The following is a 16730-nucleotide window of genomic DNA, read 5'->3' as shown; positions in this document are numbered from 1 at the left end:
ACGTAGTGTGATCATCCGCACTGTCTCCGCAGCCGTTCCTCACCCAAGGCGGTCCTACATGGCCCAGTTCGACCTTCCTCTCGACGAACTCCGCGAGTACCGCAGCGAGTCCACCGAGCCGGAGGACTTCGACGCTTTCTGGTCCAAGACGCTCCAGGAGGCGCGTGAGTACGACCTGGACGCCCGCTTCGAACCGGTCGACACGGGACTGTCCACCGTGCAGGTGTTCGACGTGACGTTCGCCGGGTTCGGCGGTCATCCGGTCAAGGGCTGGTTGACGCTGCCGGCCGGGGCGGACGGACCGCTGCCGCTGGTCGTGGAGTTCATCGGCTACGGCGGAGGACGCGGCCTGCCGCACGAGCATCTGCTGTGGGCGTCCACGGGCCGGGCGCACTTCGTGATGGACACCCGCGGGCAGGGCAGCGCCTGGGGAGCGGGCGGCGGTACGGCGGACCCGGTGGGCGGCGCGCCCTCGTACCCGGGTTTCATGACGCGCGGTATCGACGCGCCGGAGGACTACTACTACCGCCGGGTGTTCACGGACGCCGTGCGTGCCGTGGAGGCGGCCCGCTCGCACCCGCTCACCGACCCGACGCGCACGGTCGCCGTCGGCGGCAGTCAGGGCGGGGGCATCACGATCGCGGTGGGGGGCCTGATACCGGACCTGGCGGGCATCGCGCCGGACGTTCCGTTCCTGTGCGACTACCCCCGCGCGGCGACGCTCACGGACCGTCACCCGTACCGGGAGATCGGCCTGTACCTCAAGACGCACCGCGGCCGTACCGAGCAGGCGCTGCGCACGCTCTCCTATTTCGACGGCGTCCACTTCGCCGCCCGCGGCGGGGCTCCCGCGCTCTTCTCGGCCGCCCTGGAGGACCAGACCTGCCCGCCCTCGACCGTGTTCGCGGCCTTCAACGCCTGGGGCCACGAGGACAAGACGATCGAGGTGTACGACTTCAACGACCACGAGGGCGGCGGCCCCTTCCAGGAGGCGGCCAAGCTGCGCTGGATGCGCTCGTACCTCTGATCCCGCCGCCGACCGGCGACTGATCCGGCCGTTTCACCGGCGCAGGCTTCCACCAAGTCCGACCAGTCGGTACGTTCTTCGCGCCCGGGCCGCTCCTCGGCGGCCCGGCCCGGCGAAGTGGTGGAGGGGAATGTCAGCGTACGAGGCACAGGTGCACGGTCACTGCGACGCGCGTTTCGCGGCGGTACGCAGGGCGTTCGAGGAGAACTTCCGGGAACGGGGCGAGCTGGGTGCCGCGGTGGCCGTCACCGTCGGTGGCAGGACGGTGGTGGACCTGTGGGGCGGCTGGGCCGACGCGGCACGCACCCGGCCGTGGGAACAGGACACGCTGGTCAACGTGTGGTCGACGACCAAGGGACCGGTGGCACTGTGCGCGCACCTACTCGCCGACCGCGGGCTGGTAGATCTCGACGCGCCGGTGGCCGCGTACTGGCCGGAGTTCGCCGCGGCGGGCAAGGAGAAGGTCCTCGTACGGCACCTGCTGTCCCACCGCGCCGGTCTGGCCGGGCTGCGTGAACCGCACTCGGTGGAGCAGCTCTGCGACTGGGAGCTGACCACACAGCGGCTCGCCGCGACGCAGCCCTGGTGGGAACCGGGAACCAGGTCCGGCTATCACGCGCTGACCTACGGCCATCTGGTCGGCGAGGTCGTCCGGCGGGTGTCGGGGCTGATGCCGGGGGCGTTCCTGGAGCGGGAGGTGACCGGGCCGCTCGGCATCGACTTCCGCCTCGGCCTGCCGGAGAAGGACTACGGGCGGGTGGCCGAGCTGCACCAGCCGCCGGTCGCGGCGAGTAGTGAACAGGCCGCTGTCTTCGCCCAGTTGGGGCCCGCGGCGATCGCCGCGCTGACCAACCCCCCGGTGTCCGCCGCCGCGGCCGGCACACCCGGGTGGCGGGCCGCCGAGATTCCCGCGGCGAACGGGCACGGCACCGCGCGTGCGGTCGCCGAGCTCTACGGCGTCTTCGCGGGGCGCGGCTCGTTCGGGGGCCGGCGCGTCCTGTCCCCCGAGGCGGCCGAGCGGGTGCGCGAGGGACAGGGCAGCTGCCGGGATCTGGTGGTCGGCGCCGGGTTCGAGGGCGAGACCGAGGCGGGGCTCGGGCTGTGGCTCAGCGGGGCCAACGGCTCCTACGGACCCAATCCGCGCGCCTTCGGTCACGACGGCTTCGGCGGCTCCTGCGGACTCGCGGACCCGGAGGCGGAGGTGTCGCTGGGGTACGTGATGAACCGTATGGGGCCTCATATCGCGGACGACCCGCGGAAGACGGCGCTGGTCGACGCCCTGTACAGCGCGCTGTGAGGGCCGGCGCGGGCGGTCCGGTTCCGGCCGGACCGCCCGGCCGCCCTTTCCGGCTTATTCAGACGAAGACCGCCCGGCGAACGGCGGCCGGCCGGGCACTTCGGGGTCAGCCGGGAGACCGTACGGCAGGCGCTGGAGTTGCTGCGCCGCGACGGTCTCGTCGCCACCGACCGGCGCGGCAGCCACACCACGCTGCCCGGCCTGCCGGTCGAGACCCCGGCGTCGCTCACCTTCCCGGTCGGCGCCCGGGCCGCGACCCCGGGCACGGTGGCCCGCGCCACCGTCGCCTGGGAGCCGCCCCCGCCGGACCACGCCGAGGCCCTGGGACCGGCCCCGGGCCGTCCGACCCTGACCCCCGCTACCGGTACGGAAGCGGGCTGCGTACCGCCGTGACGTCCTCTCCGCCGTGGCACTGGCGGAGGTGGAGGAGCTGACCCTCCCCCACTGCCTGAACGGCGTGGAGGCGCCCCCATCCGCGACCGCGCCGACGGCACCGCCGCCGCGCAACTGCGGCGCGCGTACGACTGGATGCGCCGGGCCGGTCCGACCCTGCACCACCGCGACGTCTTCACCCGCCTCGCGAGCACGCCGTCGGTGCGGGTCACGCGGCGCGTGCACGACCAGTACACGCGTCCGCTGGAGGTCACCGACCGCGTCGTGGACGCCCAACAGGACGCGCCGGCCTACGCGTTCGCCCTGCCGAACCGGACGGCGACGCCCGCCACGGCCGGGGCGTCACGGTGAACCGACGGCGTCGCGACCGCTGGGCACAGCCGGCTGATCCGGCAGCCGGGCCATGACCAGCCGCACGCGCGGGCTGCCGTCCGGTCGCCGTCCGAACTCCGGCAGCGCGTGGAGCTCCACCCGGAAACCGGCCCGGGCGAGTTCACGCCGTACGTCCCCGAAGCGGAACGCGCGGTAGTACATGACGAACGGAGGCCGCCACAGCGCGTTGCGCACCCGCATCACCAGGTCGAAGGCGAGCAGCATCCAGTAGCCGAGCGAACCCGGGCGGGGCGGAGCCACCAGCGGAAACGCGAAGCAGCCGCCCGGCCGTAGGACGGCACGGACCTGCGCGAACAGTCCGGGCAGCTCGCGGGGCAGGAAGTGCCCGAAGGCCCCGAAGCTGACCACCAGGTCGAAGGCGGGCCCGAAGGGCAGGGCGCGGGCGTCCGCACGGACGAAGGAGACCGACGGCCCCGCCGGCCGGACCCGTTCCCGGGCCATGTCGAGCATGCCCGCGCTGAAGTCGACACCGACGACCCGCTCCCGGCACACCTCTGCCAGCACGCCGACGCCCGCGCCGGTGCCGCAGCACAGATCGAGCCCGGCGTCGAAGGGTCCCGTCCGCCGCAAGGCCGACTGGACGGCGTCGAGGACCGCGTCGGGCGTCCGGAAGGGGGTGTGGTCGAACTTCGGCGCGAGGAGGTCGTAGCCGCGTTCGACGGACGACAGCGCCTGGACGGCGAGCTCACGCAGGCTGGGGCCTTCGGGGCTGAACATCGGCTCAGCCTAGAGGAGCTCGCTGCTTCAGGATCGTGAGGACGCGTGCGCACCAGCGGAGGTTCTCCTCCTCGAAGGCGATGCCTCCCATCAGCGTGAGGTAGGGGCCGATCCGGTCGGCCTCCCGCAGGTACTCCTCCTCGCTACGGCCGGCCAGGAGGGCTTCGCGGACGCGTTCGTAGCGGGCCAGCTTGCCACGGGCCCACGCCGCGCGCTCCTCGACCAGCGCACGAGTGGCCTCGGGATCCGCCCCGTCCATGGTTATCTGCCCGACCTGGGGCCGCTGGGCGGAGGTCGTCGGCCGGCTCCTGCGCCCCGGCGGCCGGTTGTACGTCGCCGAGTTCCATCCCCTGCTCAACTCGCTCGGGCCGAAACCCGCTCCGGGCGAGGGCCCGGAGCTGCTCCTGCGCCACGACTGTCTGGGCGGCGGCGGTCCCGTGCACCGGGACGCGACCCACGCGTACACGGACGGCCCTGCCGTCGAGGGCGCCACGGACAGTTACGAGTGGACGCACGGAACAGGCGAAGTCGTCAGCGCGTTGACGGAGGCGGGACTGACCGTCCGGCGACTGCGGGAAAGCGACGAACTTCCCTGGCCGCGGTGGCCGCAGATGGCCCGTACGGAGTCCGGCTGGTGGCGGCTGACCACACCGCGGATTCCCCTGCTGCACGGGCTGCTGGCCGCACGCTGACGCACATCCCCTCCCCCGGCGCCTCGTCGGGTGGTAGCCTGTGAACAGCACTCGTGCACGCCCCTGTCTGTGGGCGCCGGTGCGGTTCTCCACTTCTCTTCATCATTTCCAGCACCCTGACGTGCTCTGTCGTACCCGAGGTGCTGTTCCCCGCCGCCGGAGGCGTGCCCCATGTCCCTCCCCTCGCGGCTCTCTCCCCTTCCCTCCGCATGTCCCATGCCTGCCGTCCGTGAAAGGACACACCATCATGACCACCACACTCGAAAACCCGGCCACCCGGCAGCAGCCCCAGGCCCAGACCGTGACCGGCGTCCTCGACATCGACACGGGAGGCAAGGGGCACCTGCGCGCCGAGAACTGCCAGCCCTCGCCCGCCGATCCTTCGGTCTCCCCCGCGCTGATCCGCCGGTACGGCCTGCGCAAGGGCGACCTCGTCGAGGGCGTGCGCGGCGACCGGTCCGGCCTGACCGACGTCGTACGGGTCGAGGGCCGCGAGCCCGGGACACCGCGCGGCCGACGCCACTTCCGGGACCTGACGCCCCTGCACCCGCATGAGCGGCTCCGCCTCGAACATCCGGCCGCCGGGCTGGCCGGTCGGGTCGTCGACCTGATCGCACCGGTCGGCAAGGGCCAGCGCGGGCTTCTCGTGGCCCCGCCCAAGACCGGCAAGACCGTCATCCTCCAGCAGCTCGCGGCCGCCGTCACCGGCAACCATCCCGAGTGCCGGCTGATGATGCTGCTGCTCGACGAGCGGCCCGAGGAGGTCACCGACATGCGGCGCTGCGTGCGGGGCGAGGTGTACGCCTCGACCTTCGACCGGAGCGCCAAGCAGCACATCGCGCTCGCCGAGCTCGTGATCGAGCGGGCCAAGCGGCTCGTCGAGGCGGGCGAGGACGTCGTGATCCTCCTCGACTCCCTCACCCGGCTGTGCCGGGCGCACAACAACGCGGCCGCCTCCGGAGGCCGCATCCTCACCGGGGGCGTCGACGCGTCCGCGCTGACCGGACCCAAGCGGTTCTTCGGTGCCGCCCGGTCGGCCGAGGAGGGCGGTTCCCTCACGATCCTCGCGACGGCGCTGGTGGAGACCGGTTCCCGGGCCGACGACTTCTACTTCGAGGAGCTGAAGAGCACCGGCAACATGGAGCTCCGCCTGAGCCGCGAACCGGCCTCCCAGCGCGTCTTCCCGGCCGTCGACATCATCCCCTCCGGCACCCGCCGCGAGGAACTCCTGCTGCCCTCGGCCGAGTTGGCGGCCGTCCACGGCCTGCGGCGCGTGCTCCAGAACCGGAACGGACAGGGCACCCTGGAGACCCTCCTGGAACGCATGCGCGAGACCCCGGACAACGCGACGTTCCTACGGCGCATCCAGCCGACGCTGCCCTCGGACTGAGGGCACGGCTGTCACGTCAGCCGGGTCTGCCCGTGCCCGCCCGGAGCAGGGACGCCCCCGCAGGCGTGAGGGTGTGCAGTACGGCCGGGCCGTGCCGGACGGTGGTGATGAGCCCCGCGTCGCGCAACGCGGTGGCATGGCGACTGGCCGAGGGCGCCGAGACACCGGCGGCACGGGCCATCTCGGCGGTCGTGGCGCCGGTGGCGGCGGCGCGCAGCGCGACCGCGCGAGCACGGCCGAGGAGGGTGGTCAAGGGCCCGTCGGCGGAGTCGGCACGGCACGGGGTGCCCGGCGAGCCCGGCTCGTGGAGCAGCGAGTACCAGAGCACGGGCGGCAGTTGCGGATCGGCGAAGGCGACCGGCTCGCCCCAGTTGAAGTACGAGGGAACGAGCGTGAGTCCACGGCCCCTCAGGTACAGGTCCCGGTCGGCGGTCTGCCTGGGATAACTGACCTCCAGGACGGGAGGGCGCCAGCGCAGCATGGGCCCGAGTCCGGAGAGCATGCCCTCGACCCCGCCGTCCAGGAGCCCGCGGCAGCGTGCCGCTCGCTCCGCCTCGATCCGGGCCTGTGCCTGTTCCTCGTACGGGGCGACGACCGCGTCGTGGTACGCGCGCAGCATCCTTACGAACTCCTTGCGCGCTTCCAGCCCGGTCAGCTGCCCGGCCCAGGCGGGGGCACCCACCGTCCGGTCGAGGACGGCCATCTCCACCAGGATGCGTCGTGGAGGGGTGGCCACGATCGAATCCATGCCCGCGTCCAGGTCGCCCACCGCGTCGGCCGGGGTCAGGAAGTCCGGGAAGTACGCGGCCCTCGGATACAGGGGCAGCAGGACATTCCGCAGGACCTGCTCCAGCCCTTTCTCGCGCAGTTGCTGCCGGGCCGTGCGGTACCACTCGGCATAGGCCCAGCGCCCTTTGCGGGACTGTAACCGGTGCAGACTCGCGGCGATCTCCCACACCGGATCAGGTGCGGCGGCGACCCTGGTGCGCGCCAGATCCCCGTCGCTGAAGTGGATGCGGAGCATGTCGTCGTCCCCCTCTGACTCGGCTTTCGTACGGTGATACGACAGCCTTGGTTCGGCAGGTCCGGCCCGGCGATCGTAGGCCGGGGACATCAGGACCCGATAAACGCGGGTTTGACGGGCATGACGCGCACGTTCATCTCCGCCTGCGCGAGCGTCGCGATCATCGCCGCCTCCGTCGGCCGCGCGTGCGGCATCCGGGTGCTCGCGCGTGGTGAGCGGCCCGGTCGCCGCGGCGCGGAGCACATCCGTTTCTACGTTGATCGTGTGATCCTCGGATTCTCTTCTCGGGTGGCCGTGTCGGCCTGTGCGCTCTGCGCGGCAGGCCTTCTGGCCGTGATGCCCGCCGCGGCGGCCGGTTCCGGCGGGGCGGAACCCAGTCCGCCGGCCGTGCCGAGGGCGGCTGCCCCGCACCCCTCGCTGCTGTACCGTCCCGGCACCCAGGTCCGGCCGCGCGCCGGGGCACCCCGCTTCCCCGAGACCTCCGCGCTGTCCTGGCTGGTGGCCGACGCCGGCACCGGCGAGGTGCTCGCCGCCCACAACGCGCACCGCAGGCTGCCCCCGGCCAGCACCCTGAAGACCCTGTTCGCGCTCACCGTGCTGCCCACGCTGCCGGCAGGCATCCGGCACACGGTCCGCGAGGAGGAACTCCGGGGCGTCGGGGCCGGCAGCAGCCTGGTCGGGGTCACCGAGGGCCGTACCTACCGGGTCGCCGACCTGTGGCGGGGCGTCTTCCTCAACTCCGGCAACGACGCGGTGCGCGTCCTGGCCGAACTCAACGGCGGCTGGCGGGCCACGGCCGAGCGCATGCAGGCCAAGGCCCGGTCCCTCGGCGCCCGCGACACGCGCGTGGTCTCCCCGGACGGCTACGACGCTCCGGGCCAGGTGTCGTCGGCGTTCGATCTGGCGGTCTTCGGCCGGGCCGGGCTGCGCAACCCCGACTTCGCACGGTACTGCGCCACCGTAGAGGCCAGGTTCCCGGGCGGCGGACGCTGGTCGTACCCGATCCGCAACACCAACCGGCTGCTGAGCGGCGCCCGTGGTGTGAAGCCGTACCGGGGGCTGATCGGCATCAAGAACGGCTACACCAGCAAGGCGGGCAGCACGCTCGTCGCGGCGGCGCGGCGGGACGGGCGCACCCTCGTCGTGACGGTGATGAACCCTCAGAAGGGCGGCGCCTCCGCGGTGTACGAGGAGGCCCGCTCGCTGCTCGACTGGGGGTTCGGGGCGGGCAGCCGGGTCGCTCCGGTGGGTTCGCTCGACGCGTCGAGGCCCGCCGCGCGACCGGCGGCGCCGACTCCGCCCGCCGTCGCGGCCGCCGTGCCGGAGGAAGCCGACTCCGCCTGGACGAACGCGGGGCTGATCGCGGGTGCCGCCGGGCTGGGTGCGGCGGTCGTGGTGCTGGCGCTGCGGCTGCCGGTCCGCCGGTCCGGAGACTGCTGACCGGCCGGCAGCCACAGCAGCAGGCCCAGGGTGATCCAGGCGTAGGAGTTGCCGCCCAGGAACCCGTCGACGCCGGACGCGTCGTCGAACCACAGCCACACCACGCTGGTGCACAGCACCGCGTACAGGGCGCCCGCGATCCGGGCGTGCCCGGTACGGATCAGCACGGCGAAGGACGGCAGCAGCCACACGAGATGGTGCACCCAGGTGATCGGGCTGACGAGACAGGCGGCGAGGCCGGTCAGGGCGAACGCCGCCGTCCAGTCCCCCGCGGCGACCGCCCGGCGGGCCCGCAGCGCCCACACGACGAGGAGCAGCGCAACCGCCGCCGCCCACACCGCCCGGTCCGGTTCGCCCAGCCGGGCCAGGATGCCCTGCACCGACTGGTTCGAGACGTAGCCGAGGCGGCCCACCCGGCTGGTGTCCCAGAGGGCCTCGGTCCAGTAGTAGCGTGAGGCGTCGGGGTCCGCCAGTGCCGCGAGGGCCGTGGCACCGAGGGCGACGACCGTGGCGACCGCCGCCGCGCGCCACCGCCGGGCCACCAGCAGCAGCCCGATGAACAACGCCGGCGTGAGCTTGATCGCGGCCGCCAGCCCGATGCCGGTGCCCGCCCAGCGTGTGCGTCCGCTGGCGAGCAGCGCCGCGTCGGTGAGCACGAGAGCCAGCAGCAGCAGGTTCACCTGGCCGAAGCTGAAGGTGTCGCGGAGCGGTTCGAACAGCGCGAGGACACAGGCGGTGAGCGCCCAGCCGTACCAGCCGTGGCGCCGCCAGTCCGGCCCCGCGAGCAGCCGCAGGACCAGGGCCAGGGCCGCCAGGTTGAGCAGCAGGGCGGCGGCGATCGCGGTGTGGAGGTCCAGCAGGGCCATCGGCAGCATGACGACGGCGGCGAAGGGCGGGTAGGTGAAGCCGTACGGCGTGCCGGGGACGCGGTAGTCGTAGATCCGGCCGCCGTGGTGGACCCAGCTGTCGATGCTTCCGTGGTAGACGCGCAGATCGAACCAGTCGCGCAGCAGGGGCACGGTCGCGGTGAAGACCGTCACCAGCGTGGCGAGGGCGAGCACGAGCAGCAGTCGTCCGCGGTCGGTGCGCGGCGGGGCCGGGGTCATGCCGTGCGTCCCAGCGCCGGGGCCAGCTCGGCCTGGTGGGCCTGCCACAGCACGACGACCGCGAGTGCGCCGCCGGAGACGGCCAGCACGAGTTGCCCGGTGTCGGCCGGGCCGCCGCTGGGCAGGACGCACAGCGCGAGCACGCCGGTCACGGCCGCCATGCGGTGGCGTACGGAGGTACTGGGCGCGGCGGCGGCGATGAGGAACAGGCCCCACAGGGCGTACCAGGGGCGGATCGCCGGGCCGAGCGCGGCCACCGCCGCCAGGCTCAGGCCCAGCGCGTATACCGGCCGTGGGCGCAGCCGGAGCCATATCAGGACGATCGCGACCCCGGCCGCCCCGACGCCCAGCGCGTGCCAGGCGGGGATCGCCAGGGGCGCGAGATCGCTGCCGAGGTGTTCCAGCAGGGCCCGGGTGGCGCGGCCGAGCAGAGTGGTCAGAGCCCAGTTCTGGGGTGAGACGGGGGTGTTGAGGGCGCCGATCCAGCCGTATCCGGTGCCCGCCGCGGCCGTGGCCGCGACGGTCGTCCCCGCGGCCGTGACGGCGGTCGTCACGAGGGCCTTCGCCGTACCGCGGCCCGCGCGGACCTGGAGGACGACGACGGCGGCGAGACCGAGCACGGCGGGCGCCTTGACCAGCGCGGCGAGTGTGACGAGGACGGCGCCGAGGAACGGCCACCGGCCGAGCGCCGCCACCAGGCCGGCGCCGAGCAGGCCCAGCATGACGGCGTCGTTGTGGGCGCCCGCGACCAGGTGCAGCAGGACGAGCGGGTTGAGGGCGCCCAGCCACAGCGCGGCGGCCGGGTCGGCGCCGCTGTGGCGGGCCAGGCGGGGCAGCGCGGCCGCCATCAGTGCCACGCCGGCGAGCGCGACGAGCCGCATGCCCAGCAGCCCGGCGGGCACCTCGCCGCGCGTCAGCGCCGACAGACCCGCCGCGACGGCGAGGAAGACCGGGCCGTACGGGGCGCCGGTGTGCCGCCAGAGCGGGGCGACCTCACCGGCGAGCGGACCACCGAGATGGGACGGCCCGTGCGCGTACACGTCCATGTGCGCGTCGACCATCGCCCCCTGGGCGAGGTAGCTGTACACGTCCCGGCTGAACAGCGGCGGGGCGAGCAGCAGCGGGGCGGCCCAGACGGCGAGGACGAGCAGCAGGGCGCGGGGAGCGGGCGGTCTCGGCCCCCGGACCAGACGGCCCAGCAGCACCCAGGCCGCGATCAGCAGGACGAGTCCGAAGTACACCCCCACCAGTCCGAGGGCGGCGCGTGCGGACGCCGGGTGGAGGAGGTCCCGTACGGGCAGGGCTCCGGCCGTCTCACCGCCTGCCGCGAGGAAGGCGGTACCGGCCAGACCGAGTATCTGGCAGCGGCGGAGATCGACGGGGAAAGCCATGGCCAACACTCGGGCAGCGTGTCAACGCGGGGTGGCTGCACGGCGACGTGGAGCCCTCCGGAGGGGAGCGGGAGTGTGACCGGCCGGTGATCAGGTGAGGGCCAGGAGGTTCTGTCAGAACACCGACAGTCCGGTCAGCGTCGTGAATCTGTCCAGGGCCGCCACGCCCGCCACCGAGTTGCCCCGTTCGTCCAGGCCCGGGCTCCACACGCACAGCGTGCAGCGGCCCGGGACGACCGCGATGATGCCGCCGCCCACGCCGCTCTTGCCCGGCAGGCCCACGCGGTAGGCGAAGTCGCCCGCCGCGTCGTACGTGCCGCAGGTCAGCATGATCGCGTTGATCTGCTTGGCCTGGCTGAGGGTGAGCAGGCGGGTGCCGTCGGCGCGGATGCCGTGCCGGGCGAGGAAGGCGGTGGCGAGGGCGAGGTCGGCGCAGGACGCCGCGATCGAGCACTGCCGGAAGTACTGGTCGAGGAGGACCGGCACGGGGTTGTCGATGTTGCCGTAGGACGCCATGAAGTGCCCGAGCGCGGCGTTGCGGTCGCCGTGCGCGGATTCGGAGGCCGCGACCTCCTTGTCGAAGGTGAGGTCCTGGTTGCCGCTCTCCGCGCGCAGGAACGACAGCAGTTCGCCCGACGCGTCACCGGTACGGGTGTGCAGCCGGTCGGTGACGACGAGGGCGCCCGCGTTGATGAACGGGTTGCGCGGGATGCCGTTCTCGTACTCCAGCTGGACCAGGGAGTTGAAGGGGTTGCCGGAGGGCTCGCGGCCCACGTGTTCCCACAGGGCGTCGCCCTCGCGGGCCAGGACGAGGGCGAGGGTGAAGACCTTGGTGAGGGACTGCGCGGAGAACGGCCGCCGCCACTCCCCCACGCCGTACACCGTGCCGTCCGGCTCGGCGACGGCCATGCCGAAGCTGCGCGGGTCGCAGGCGGCGAGCGCCGGGATGTAGTCGGCGGGCCGGCCACGACCCGGGGTCCGCTCGATCTCCTCGGCGATGCGCTCCAGGACCGGCTGGAAGGTGGTCGACGACGTCATGATCCCGATTGTCCCTCCGCGCCGGTCCCGGTGTGCTCGCGTACGTCAGGCCACCGGAGCCGGACCACTGCCCGCCAGGACCTCCGGGCGCAGCAGCCCGGCGAGCGTCTCGGCGGGCAGCAGGCCCTTCTCCAGCACGAGTTCGGCCACGCCCCGGCCGGTGGCGAGGGCCTCCTTGGCGATGTCGGTGGCGGCCGTGTAGCCGATGTGCGGGTTGAGGGCGGTGACGAGGCTGATGGAGTTCTCGACGGTCGCGCGCAGGGCCTCGGTGTTGGCGGTGATGCCGGCCACGCAGCGGTCGGCGAGGGTGAGGCAGGCCGCGCGGAGGTGCGTGATGGACTCCGACAGGGAGTGCAGGATGATCGGCTCGAAGGCGTTGAGCTGGAGCTGTCCGGCCTCCGCGGCCATGGTGATCGTGACGTCGTTGCCGATCACCTCGAAGGCGACCTGGTTGACGACCTCGGGGATCACCGGGTTGACCTTGCCGGGCATGATGGACGAACCGGCCTGCACCGGCGGCAGGTTGATCTCGCCGAGCCCGGCGCGCGGGCCGGAGGACAGCAGCCGCAGGTCGTTGCAGCTCTTGGAGAGCTTGACCGCGATGCGCTTGAGCACGCCGGACATCTGGACGAAGGCGCCGCAGTCCTGGGTCGCCTCGACGAGGTTGGCCGCCGTCACCAGGGGCAGGCCGGTGAGGGCCGCGAGGTGGCGGCGGGCCGACTCGGCGTATCCGGCGGGGGCGTTGAGGCCGGTGCCGATCGCCGTGGCGCCGAGGTTGATCTCATGGATCAGCTCGACGGCCTCGGCAAGACGGGACCGGTCCTCGTCGATCATGACGGCGTACGCCGAGAACTCCTGGCCGAGCGTCATCGGCACCGCGTCCTGCAACTGTGTACGGCCCATCTTGAGCACGTCGCGGAACTCGACGGCCTTGCGGGCGAAGGCGTCCTGGAGGACGGCCATCGCGTCGAGCAACCCGCGTACCGCGAACACCGTCGCGATCTTGACGGCGGTGGGGTAGACGTCGTTGGTCGACTGGCCGAGGTTGACGTCCTCGTTCGGGTGCAGGTACCGGTACTCGCCCTTGGCGTGACCCAGCAGCTCCAGCGCCCGGTTCGCCACGACCTCGTTTGCGTTCATGTTGGTGGACGTGCCCGCGCCGCCCTGGACGACGTCGACCACGAACTGGTCGTGCAGCTCGCCGTCGCGGATCTCCCGGCAGGCGGCGACGATGGCGGCGGCCTTCTTCGGGTCCAGCAGGCCGAGTTCCTCGTTGGCGAGGGCGGCGGCCTCCTTGACGGCGGCCAGTGCGTCGATCAGGTGCGGGTAGGCGGAGATGGGCATGCCCGTGATGGGGAAGTTCTCCGTGGCGCGCAGGGTGTGCACACCCCAGTAGGCCTCGGCGGAAACGTCACGGTCGCCGAGCAGATCGTGTTCGGAGCGGGTGGCGGCGGTCATGAGGGTGAGGGGCCCCTTTTCTGAGGAGTGAGGGTGGATTCACGCCCTGAAGGGGCGCGGGGCTGTATCGATGTGCGGCTGCCGCCGCGCGGGCGCGATCAACCACGGACGGCCCGCAGTCGCCGACGGACAGATCCGGCACGCCGTCAGGTGCGAGCCGATCCGACAACGGGCTCCAGCGAGCGAACGGGCCGCACACGCCCGACCTCCCGGCCGCCTCCGAGAAGCGGCTCGCCTGCGAACTCCGTGAGCAGCCCCGGATCGACACCCGCCCGGGCCAACGCGGCGGCAGCCACCGGCACACGCGCCCGATTCGCACCGTCGGCGATCTTCACCGCAACGGCCCGGCCGTCGGCCAGCGCGGCGACCTGCACGCCCTCGAAGCCGTCCTTGGCGAGCAACCCCGGCACGGCCCGCATCAGCGCGGCGACGTCCCGGCCGGAGCCGGACGCCATCTCGGCGTGCTCGCGCATCGCGTCGGCGACGCGGGCCTCGGGCGTGCCCGGCGCGGCCGTGGCGATCCGGGCGGTGGCCCGGGCGAGGCCGTGCAGGGAGATGGAGAACAGGGGCGCGCCGCAGCCGTCGACGGTCACCCCGGCGATGCGCTGCCCGGTGAGGTCCTCGACGATCTCGGCGATGGCCTGCTGGAGCGGGTGGGCCGGGTCGAGGTAGGTCTCCAGCGGCCAGCCGTTGAGCGTGCAGGTGTAGAGCATGGCCGCGTGCTTGCCGGAGCAGTTCTGGGCGAGCCGGGAGGGCAGCCGCCCCTCGCGCACCCAGGCGTCCCGGACGACCGGGTCGAACGGCAGGTCCGGGACGTTGCGCAGGTGGTCCTCGGTGAGCCCGGCGAGTTCGAGGATGCGCCGGGCACCGGCGAGGTGGCGTTCCTCGCCGGAGTGGCTGGCCGCGGCAAGGGAGAGGAGCTCACCGTCGAGCGGGAGCCCGGCCCGCGCCATGGCCACGGCCTGGACGGGCTTGAGCGCGGAGCGGGGATAGGAAGCGGCCTCGATGTCTCCGATCTGGAACTGGACCTCGCCGTCGGCGCCGAGGACGACGACGGAGCCGTGGTGGATGCCTTCGACGATGCCGCCGCGTATGAGGTGGGCGACGGGGGCGTGGACGGGTTCGCGGACCAGGGGTGCGTCCGCGAGGGAACTGCTGTACATCACTGCCTGCTTCTGGAGCGGCGCGTCTGTCACGCGTCGGCTCCGATCGTGGACGTGCGGGCGACACGGCCGCGGACGGCGAACCATCCGGCGACCAGTGCCCCGACGATCAGCGGCAGGCACAGCACGGTGGTGCGTCCCGCGCCGCCGTCGGCGTACATGAGGACCAGGACGGAGGCGAGGAACGCCAGCGTCACGATCTCGGTCCAGGGGGAGCCCGGCAGCCGGTAGCCCGGGCGGGTCAGCTCGCCCTTCTGGGTCTTCTGCCAGAAGAGGAGGTGGCAGAGCATGATCATGCCCCAGGTGGCGAGGATACCGATCGCCGCGAAGTTCAGCACGATCTCGAACGCCTCGGCGGGCACGACGAAGTTGAGGCCGACACCCAGGACGCAGATGCCGCTGGTGAGCAGGATGCCGCCGTACGGGACCTGGCTGCGGCTCATGACGGAGGTGAACCTGGGCGCGGATCCGGCCATGGCCATGGAGCGCAGGATGCGGCCGGTGGAGTACAGGCCGGAGTTGAGGGAGGACATCGCGGCGGTGAGGACGACGAGGTTCATCACGCCGCCGGCCGCCGGGACGCCGATGTTGGAGAGCACCGTGACGAAGGGGCTCTCCCCCGCCGTGTACTTGTTCCACGGCAGCAGCATCGACAGCAGGACGACCGAGCCGACGTAGAACAGGGCCACGCGCCACATGATCGAGTTGATCGCCTTCGGCATGATCTTCTCGGGGTTCTCGGTCTCGCCGGCCGCGACACCGACCAGCTCGACGGAGGCGTAGGCGAAGACGACGCCCTGGATGATCAGCAGCATGGGCAGCAGGCCGTGCGGGAAGACGCCGCCGTTGTCGCTGATCAGGGACGGGCCCGGCTGGTGGCCGTCGACGGGGTGCTGGGTCACCAGCAGGAAGATGCCGATGCACATGAAGACGACCAGCGCGCCGACCTTGACGATCGCGAACCAGAACTCCAGCTCGCCGAAGATCTTCACCGAGATCAGGTTCACGGTGAGCACGACCGCCAGCGCGATGAGCGCGATCACCCACTGCGGGATGTCGGAGAACATGCCCCAGTAGTGGGTGTAGGTGGCGACGGCGGTGATGTCGGCGATGCCGGTGGTCGCCCAGTTGAGGAAGTACATCCAGCCGGCCGTGTAGGCGCCCTTCTCCCCCATGAACTCGCGGGCATAGGAGACGAAGGCGCCGGAGGAGGGCCGGTACAGCACGAGTTCGCCGAGGGCGCGCACGACGAGGAAGGCGAAGAGGCCGCAGACCGCGTAGGCGATGAAGAGGGACGGGCCGGCGTCGGCGAGGCGGCCGCCGGCGCCGAGGAAGAGGCCGGTGCCGATGGCGCCGCCGATGGCGATCATGTTGACGTGCCGGGACTTCAGGGACTTGCTGTACCCCGCGTCTCCGGCATCGACATGGCCGGAACGTTTCTGCACGCCTTCGTGCAGGGACTGCTCGCTCACGCCTCGGGTCCGCCTTCCGTGGGGGTGTCCGTGCGCGCGGGGCGCACGATGTCGGTGAGAGTCGTCTCGACGCGGTCGAGGTGGTGGGCCATGGCCTCCACCGCGTCGTTCTCGGAACCGTCGATCAGCGCCTCGACGATCGCCCGGTGCTCGCGGTTGGACTGCTCGCGGCGGCCGCCCAGCTCGTTGAGGAAGGCGGACTGGCGGGCCAGCGCGTCCCGGATCTCCTCGATGACCCGGCGGAAGACCGGGTTCTGGGCGGCCTCGGCCACGGCGAGGTGGAACAGCGTGTCCATCGCGACCCAGGCGGTGGTGTCCGTCTCCCGTTCCATCCGGTCCAGGAGGTGGGCCAGGTGGTCGAGGTTCTCCGGGGTGCGGCGCCGCGCCGCGTACCCGGCGACCGGGATCTCGACGTGGCGGCGCACCTCCAGCAGGTCGCTGGCCGAGTAGTCGCCGAAGGTGGGGTCCTCCACGGTGCTGGCGACGACGAAGGTGCCCTTGCCGGTCCTGGAGACGGTCAGGCCCATGGTCTGCAGCGCCCGCAGCGCCTCGCGCAGCACGGGCCGGGAGACCTCCAGGCTTCGGCACAGCTCCGCCTCGGAGGGGAGCTTGTCGCCGATCGCGTAGTCGCCGCGCTCGATGGCGCCGCGCAGATGCGCCAGCACCGCTTCCATGGCGCTGACCCGACGCACGGGCTGTCCGGCTGTCCGGCTGTCTGACAGGTTCACG

The 16730-nt window shown here is 72.6% G+C and carries 12 protein-coding genes and 4 pseudogenes; 6 read left to right on the top strand and 10 right to left on the bottom strand.

Translation table 11 applies throughout. The features are described from left to right. The first annotated feature begins 58 nt into the window (after positions 1–58). The 3 genes and pseudogenes from HDA41_RS37975 to HDA41_RS42470 form a co-directional block, all read left to right on the top strand. The gene (locus HDA41_RS37975; protein WP_184992206.1) at positions 59–1027 is read left to right on the top strand and encodes an acetylxylan esterase; all 969 of its coding nucleotides are present in this window, start codon (positions 59–61) and stop codon (positions 1025–1027) included. Positions 1028–1157: 130 nt separating this feature from the next. Further along, complete coding sequence (locus tag HDA41_RS37970) at positions 1158–2324, top strand: serine hydrolase domain-containing protein (RefSeq protein WP_184992204.1); 1167 nt, start codon at positions 1158–1160, stop codon at positions 2322–2324. A gap of 66 nt (positions 2325–2390) precedes the next feature. Further along, positions 2391–3068, top strand: a pseudogene (locus HDA41_RS42470) (GntR family transcriptional regulator); the annotation flags it as partial. Here the strand turns inward: HDA41_RS42470 and HDA41_RS37960 are convergent. Further along, positions 3060–3827 (bottom strand): class I SAM-dependent methyltransferase, encoded by a 768-nt coding sequence (locus tag HDA41_RS37960; RefSeq protein ID WP_184992202.1) that lies wholly within the window; start codon positions 3825–3827, stop codon positions 3060–3062. The pseudogene HDA41_RS42470 and the gene HDA41_RS37960 sit on opposite strands and share 9 nt — an antisense overlap. A 4-nt stretch (positions 3828–3831) precedes the next feature. Next, positions 3832–4089, bottom strand: a pseudogene (locus HDA41_RS37955) (virulence activator alpha C-terminal domain-containing protein); the annotation flags it as partial. Between HDA41_RS37955 and HDA41_RS37950 the strand changes: the two are divergent. Both HDA41_RS37950 and rho read left to right on the top strand, forming a co-directional pair. After that, positions 4090–4519 (top strand): annotated as a pseudogene (locus HDA41_RS37950) (SAM-dependent methyltransferase); the annotation flags it as partial. Between the two features lie 247 nt (positions 4520–4766). After that, entirely contained in the window at positions 4767–5909 is a 1143-nt protein-coding gene (gene rho, locus HDA41_RS37945) for a transcription termination factor Rho (RefSeq protein WP_184992200.1), read from the top strand. A 16-nt stretch (positions 5910–5925) separates the two neighbouring features. Here rho and HDA41_RS37940 read toward each other — a convergent pair whose 3' ends face one another. Continuing rightward, positions 5926–6933: a winged helix-turn-helix domain-containing protein gene (locus HDA41_RS37940; protein WP_184992198.1), complete on the bottom strand. Its 1008-nt coding sequence runs from the start codon at positions 6931–6933 to the stop codon at positions 5926–5928. A 120-nt stretch (positions 6934–7053) separates the two neighbouring features. Between HDA41_RS37940 and HDA41_RS37935 the strand changes: the two are divergent. Beyond that, a pseudogene (locus HDA41_RS37935) lies at positions 7054–8034 on the top strand (D-alanyl-D-alanine carboxypeptidase family protein); the annotation flags it as partial. A 59-nt stretch (positions 8035–8093) separates the two neighbouring features. Here the strand turns inward: HDA41_RS37935 and HDA41_RS42000 are convergent. The 7 genes from HDA41_RS42000 to HDA41_RS37905 all read right to left on the bottom strand — a co-directional run bounded on the left by HDA41_RS42000 (position 8094) and on the right by HDA41_RS37905 (position 16675). After that, positions 8094–9479, bottom strand: a complete 1386-nt coding sequence (locus HDA41_RS42000; RefSeq protein ID WP_230299707.1) for a glycosyltransferase 87 family protein — start codon at positions 9477–9479, stop codon at positions 8094–8096. Further along, positions 9476–10870, bottom strand: a complete 1395-nt coding sequence (gene mptB / locus HDA41_RS37930; RefSeq protein WP_184992196.1) for a polyprenol phosphomannose-dependent alpha 1,6 mannosyltransferase MptB — start codon at positions 10868–10870, stop codon at positions 9476–9478. Before mptB ends, HDA41_RS42000 begins: the two co-directional genes overlap by 4 nt. Before the next feature lie 114 nt (positions 10871–10984). Then, positions 10985–11908: a glutaminase gene (locus tag HDA41_RS37925; protein WP_184992194.1), complete on the bottom strand. Its 924-nt coding sequence runs from the start codon at positions 11906–11908 to the stop codon at positions 10985–10987. A 45-nt stretch (positions 11909–11953) separates the two neighbouring features. Beyond that, positions 11954–13366, bottom strand: coding sequence for an aspartate ammonia-lyase (gene aspA / locus HDA41_RS37920; protein ID WP_184992192.1), 1413 nt, complete (start codon positions 13364–13366; stop codon positions 11954–11956). Positions 13367–13512: 146 nt separating this feature from the next. Beyond that, positions 13513–14529 (bottom strand): asparaginase, encoded by a 1017-nt coding sequence (locus HDA41_RS37915; RefSeq protein WP_184994083.1) that lies wholly within the window; start codon positions 14527–14529, stop codon positions 13513–13515. Between the two features lie 29 nt (positions 14530–14558). Next, positions 14559–16001 (bottom strand): amino acid permease, encoded by a 1443-nt coding sequence (locus tag HDA41_RS37910; protein WP_184992190.1) that lies wholly within the window; start codon positions 15999–16001, stop codon positions 14559–14561. Then, the gene (locus HDA41_RS37905; RefSeq protein ID WP_184994081.1) at positions 15998–16675 is read right to left on the bottom strand and encodes a FadR/GntR family transcriptional regulator; all 678 of its coding nucleotides are present in this window, start codon (positions 16673–16675) and stop codon (positions 15998–16000) included. The genes HDA41_RS37910 and HDA41_RS37905 overlap by 4 nt, the downstream gene beginning before the upstream one ends. Between the last annotated feature and the right edge of the window lie 55 nt (positions 16676–16730).

It is taken from the genome of Streptomyces caelestis, from assembly GCF_014205255.1.
GTDB lineage: Bacteria > Actinomycetota > Actinomycetes > Streptomycetales > Streptomycetaceae > Streptomyces > Streptomyces caelestis.
This window is presented reverse-complemented; position numbering and strand designations above follow the sequence as displayed.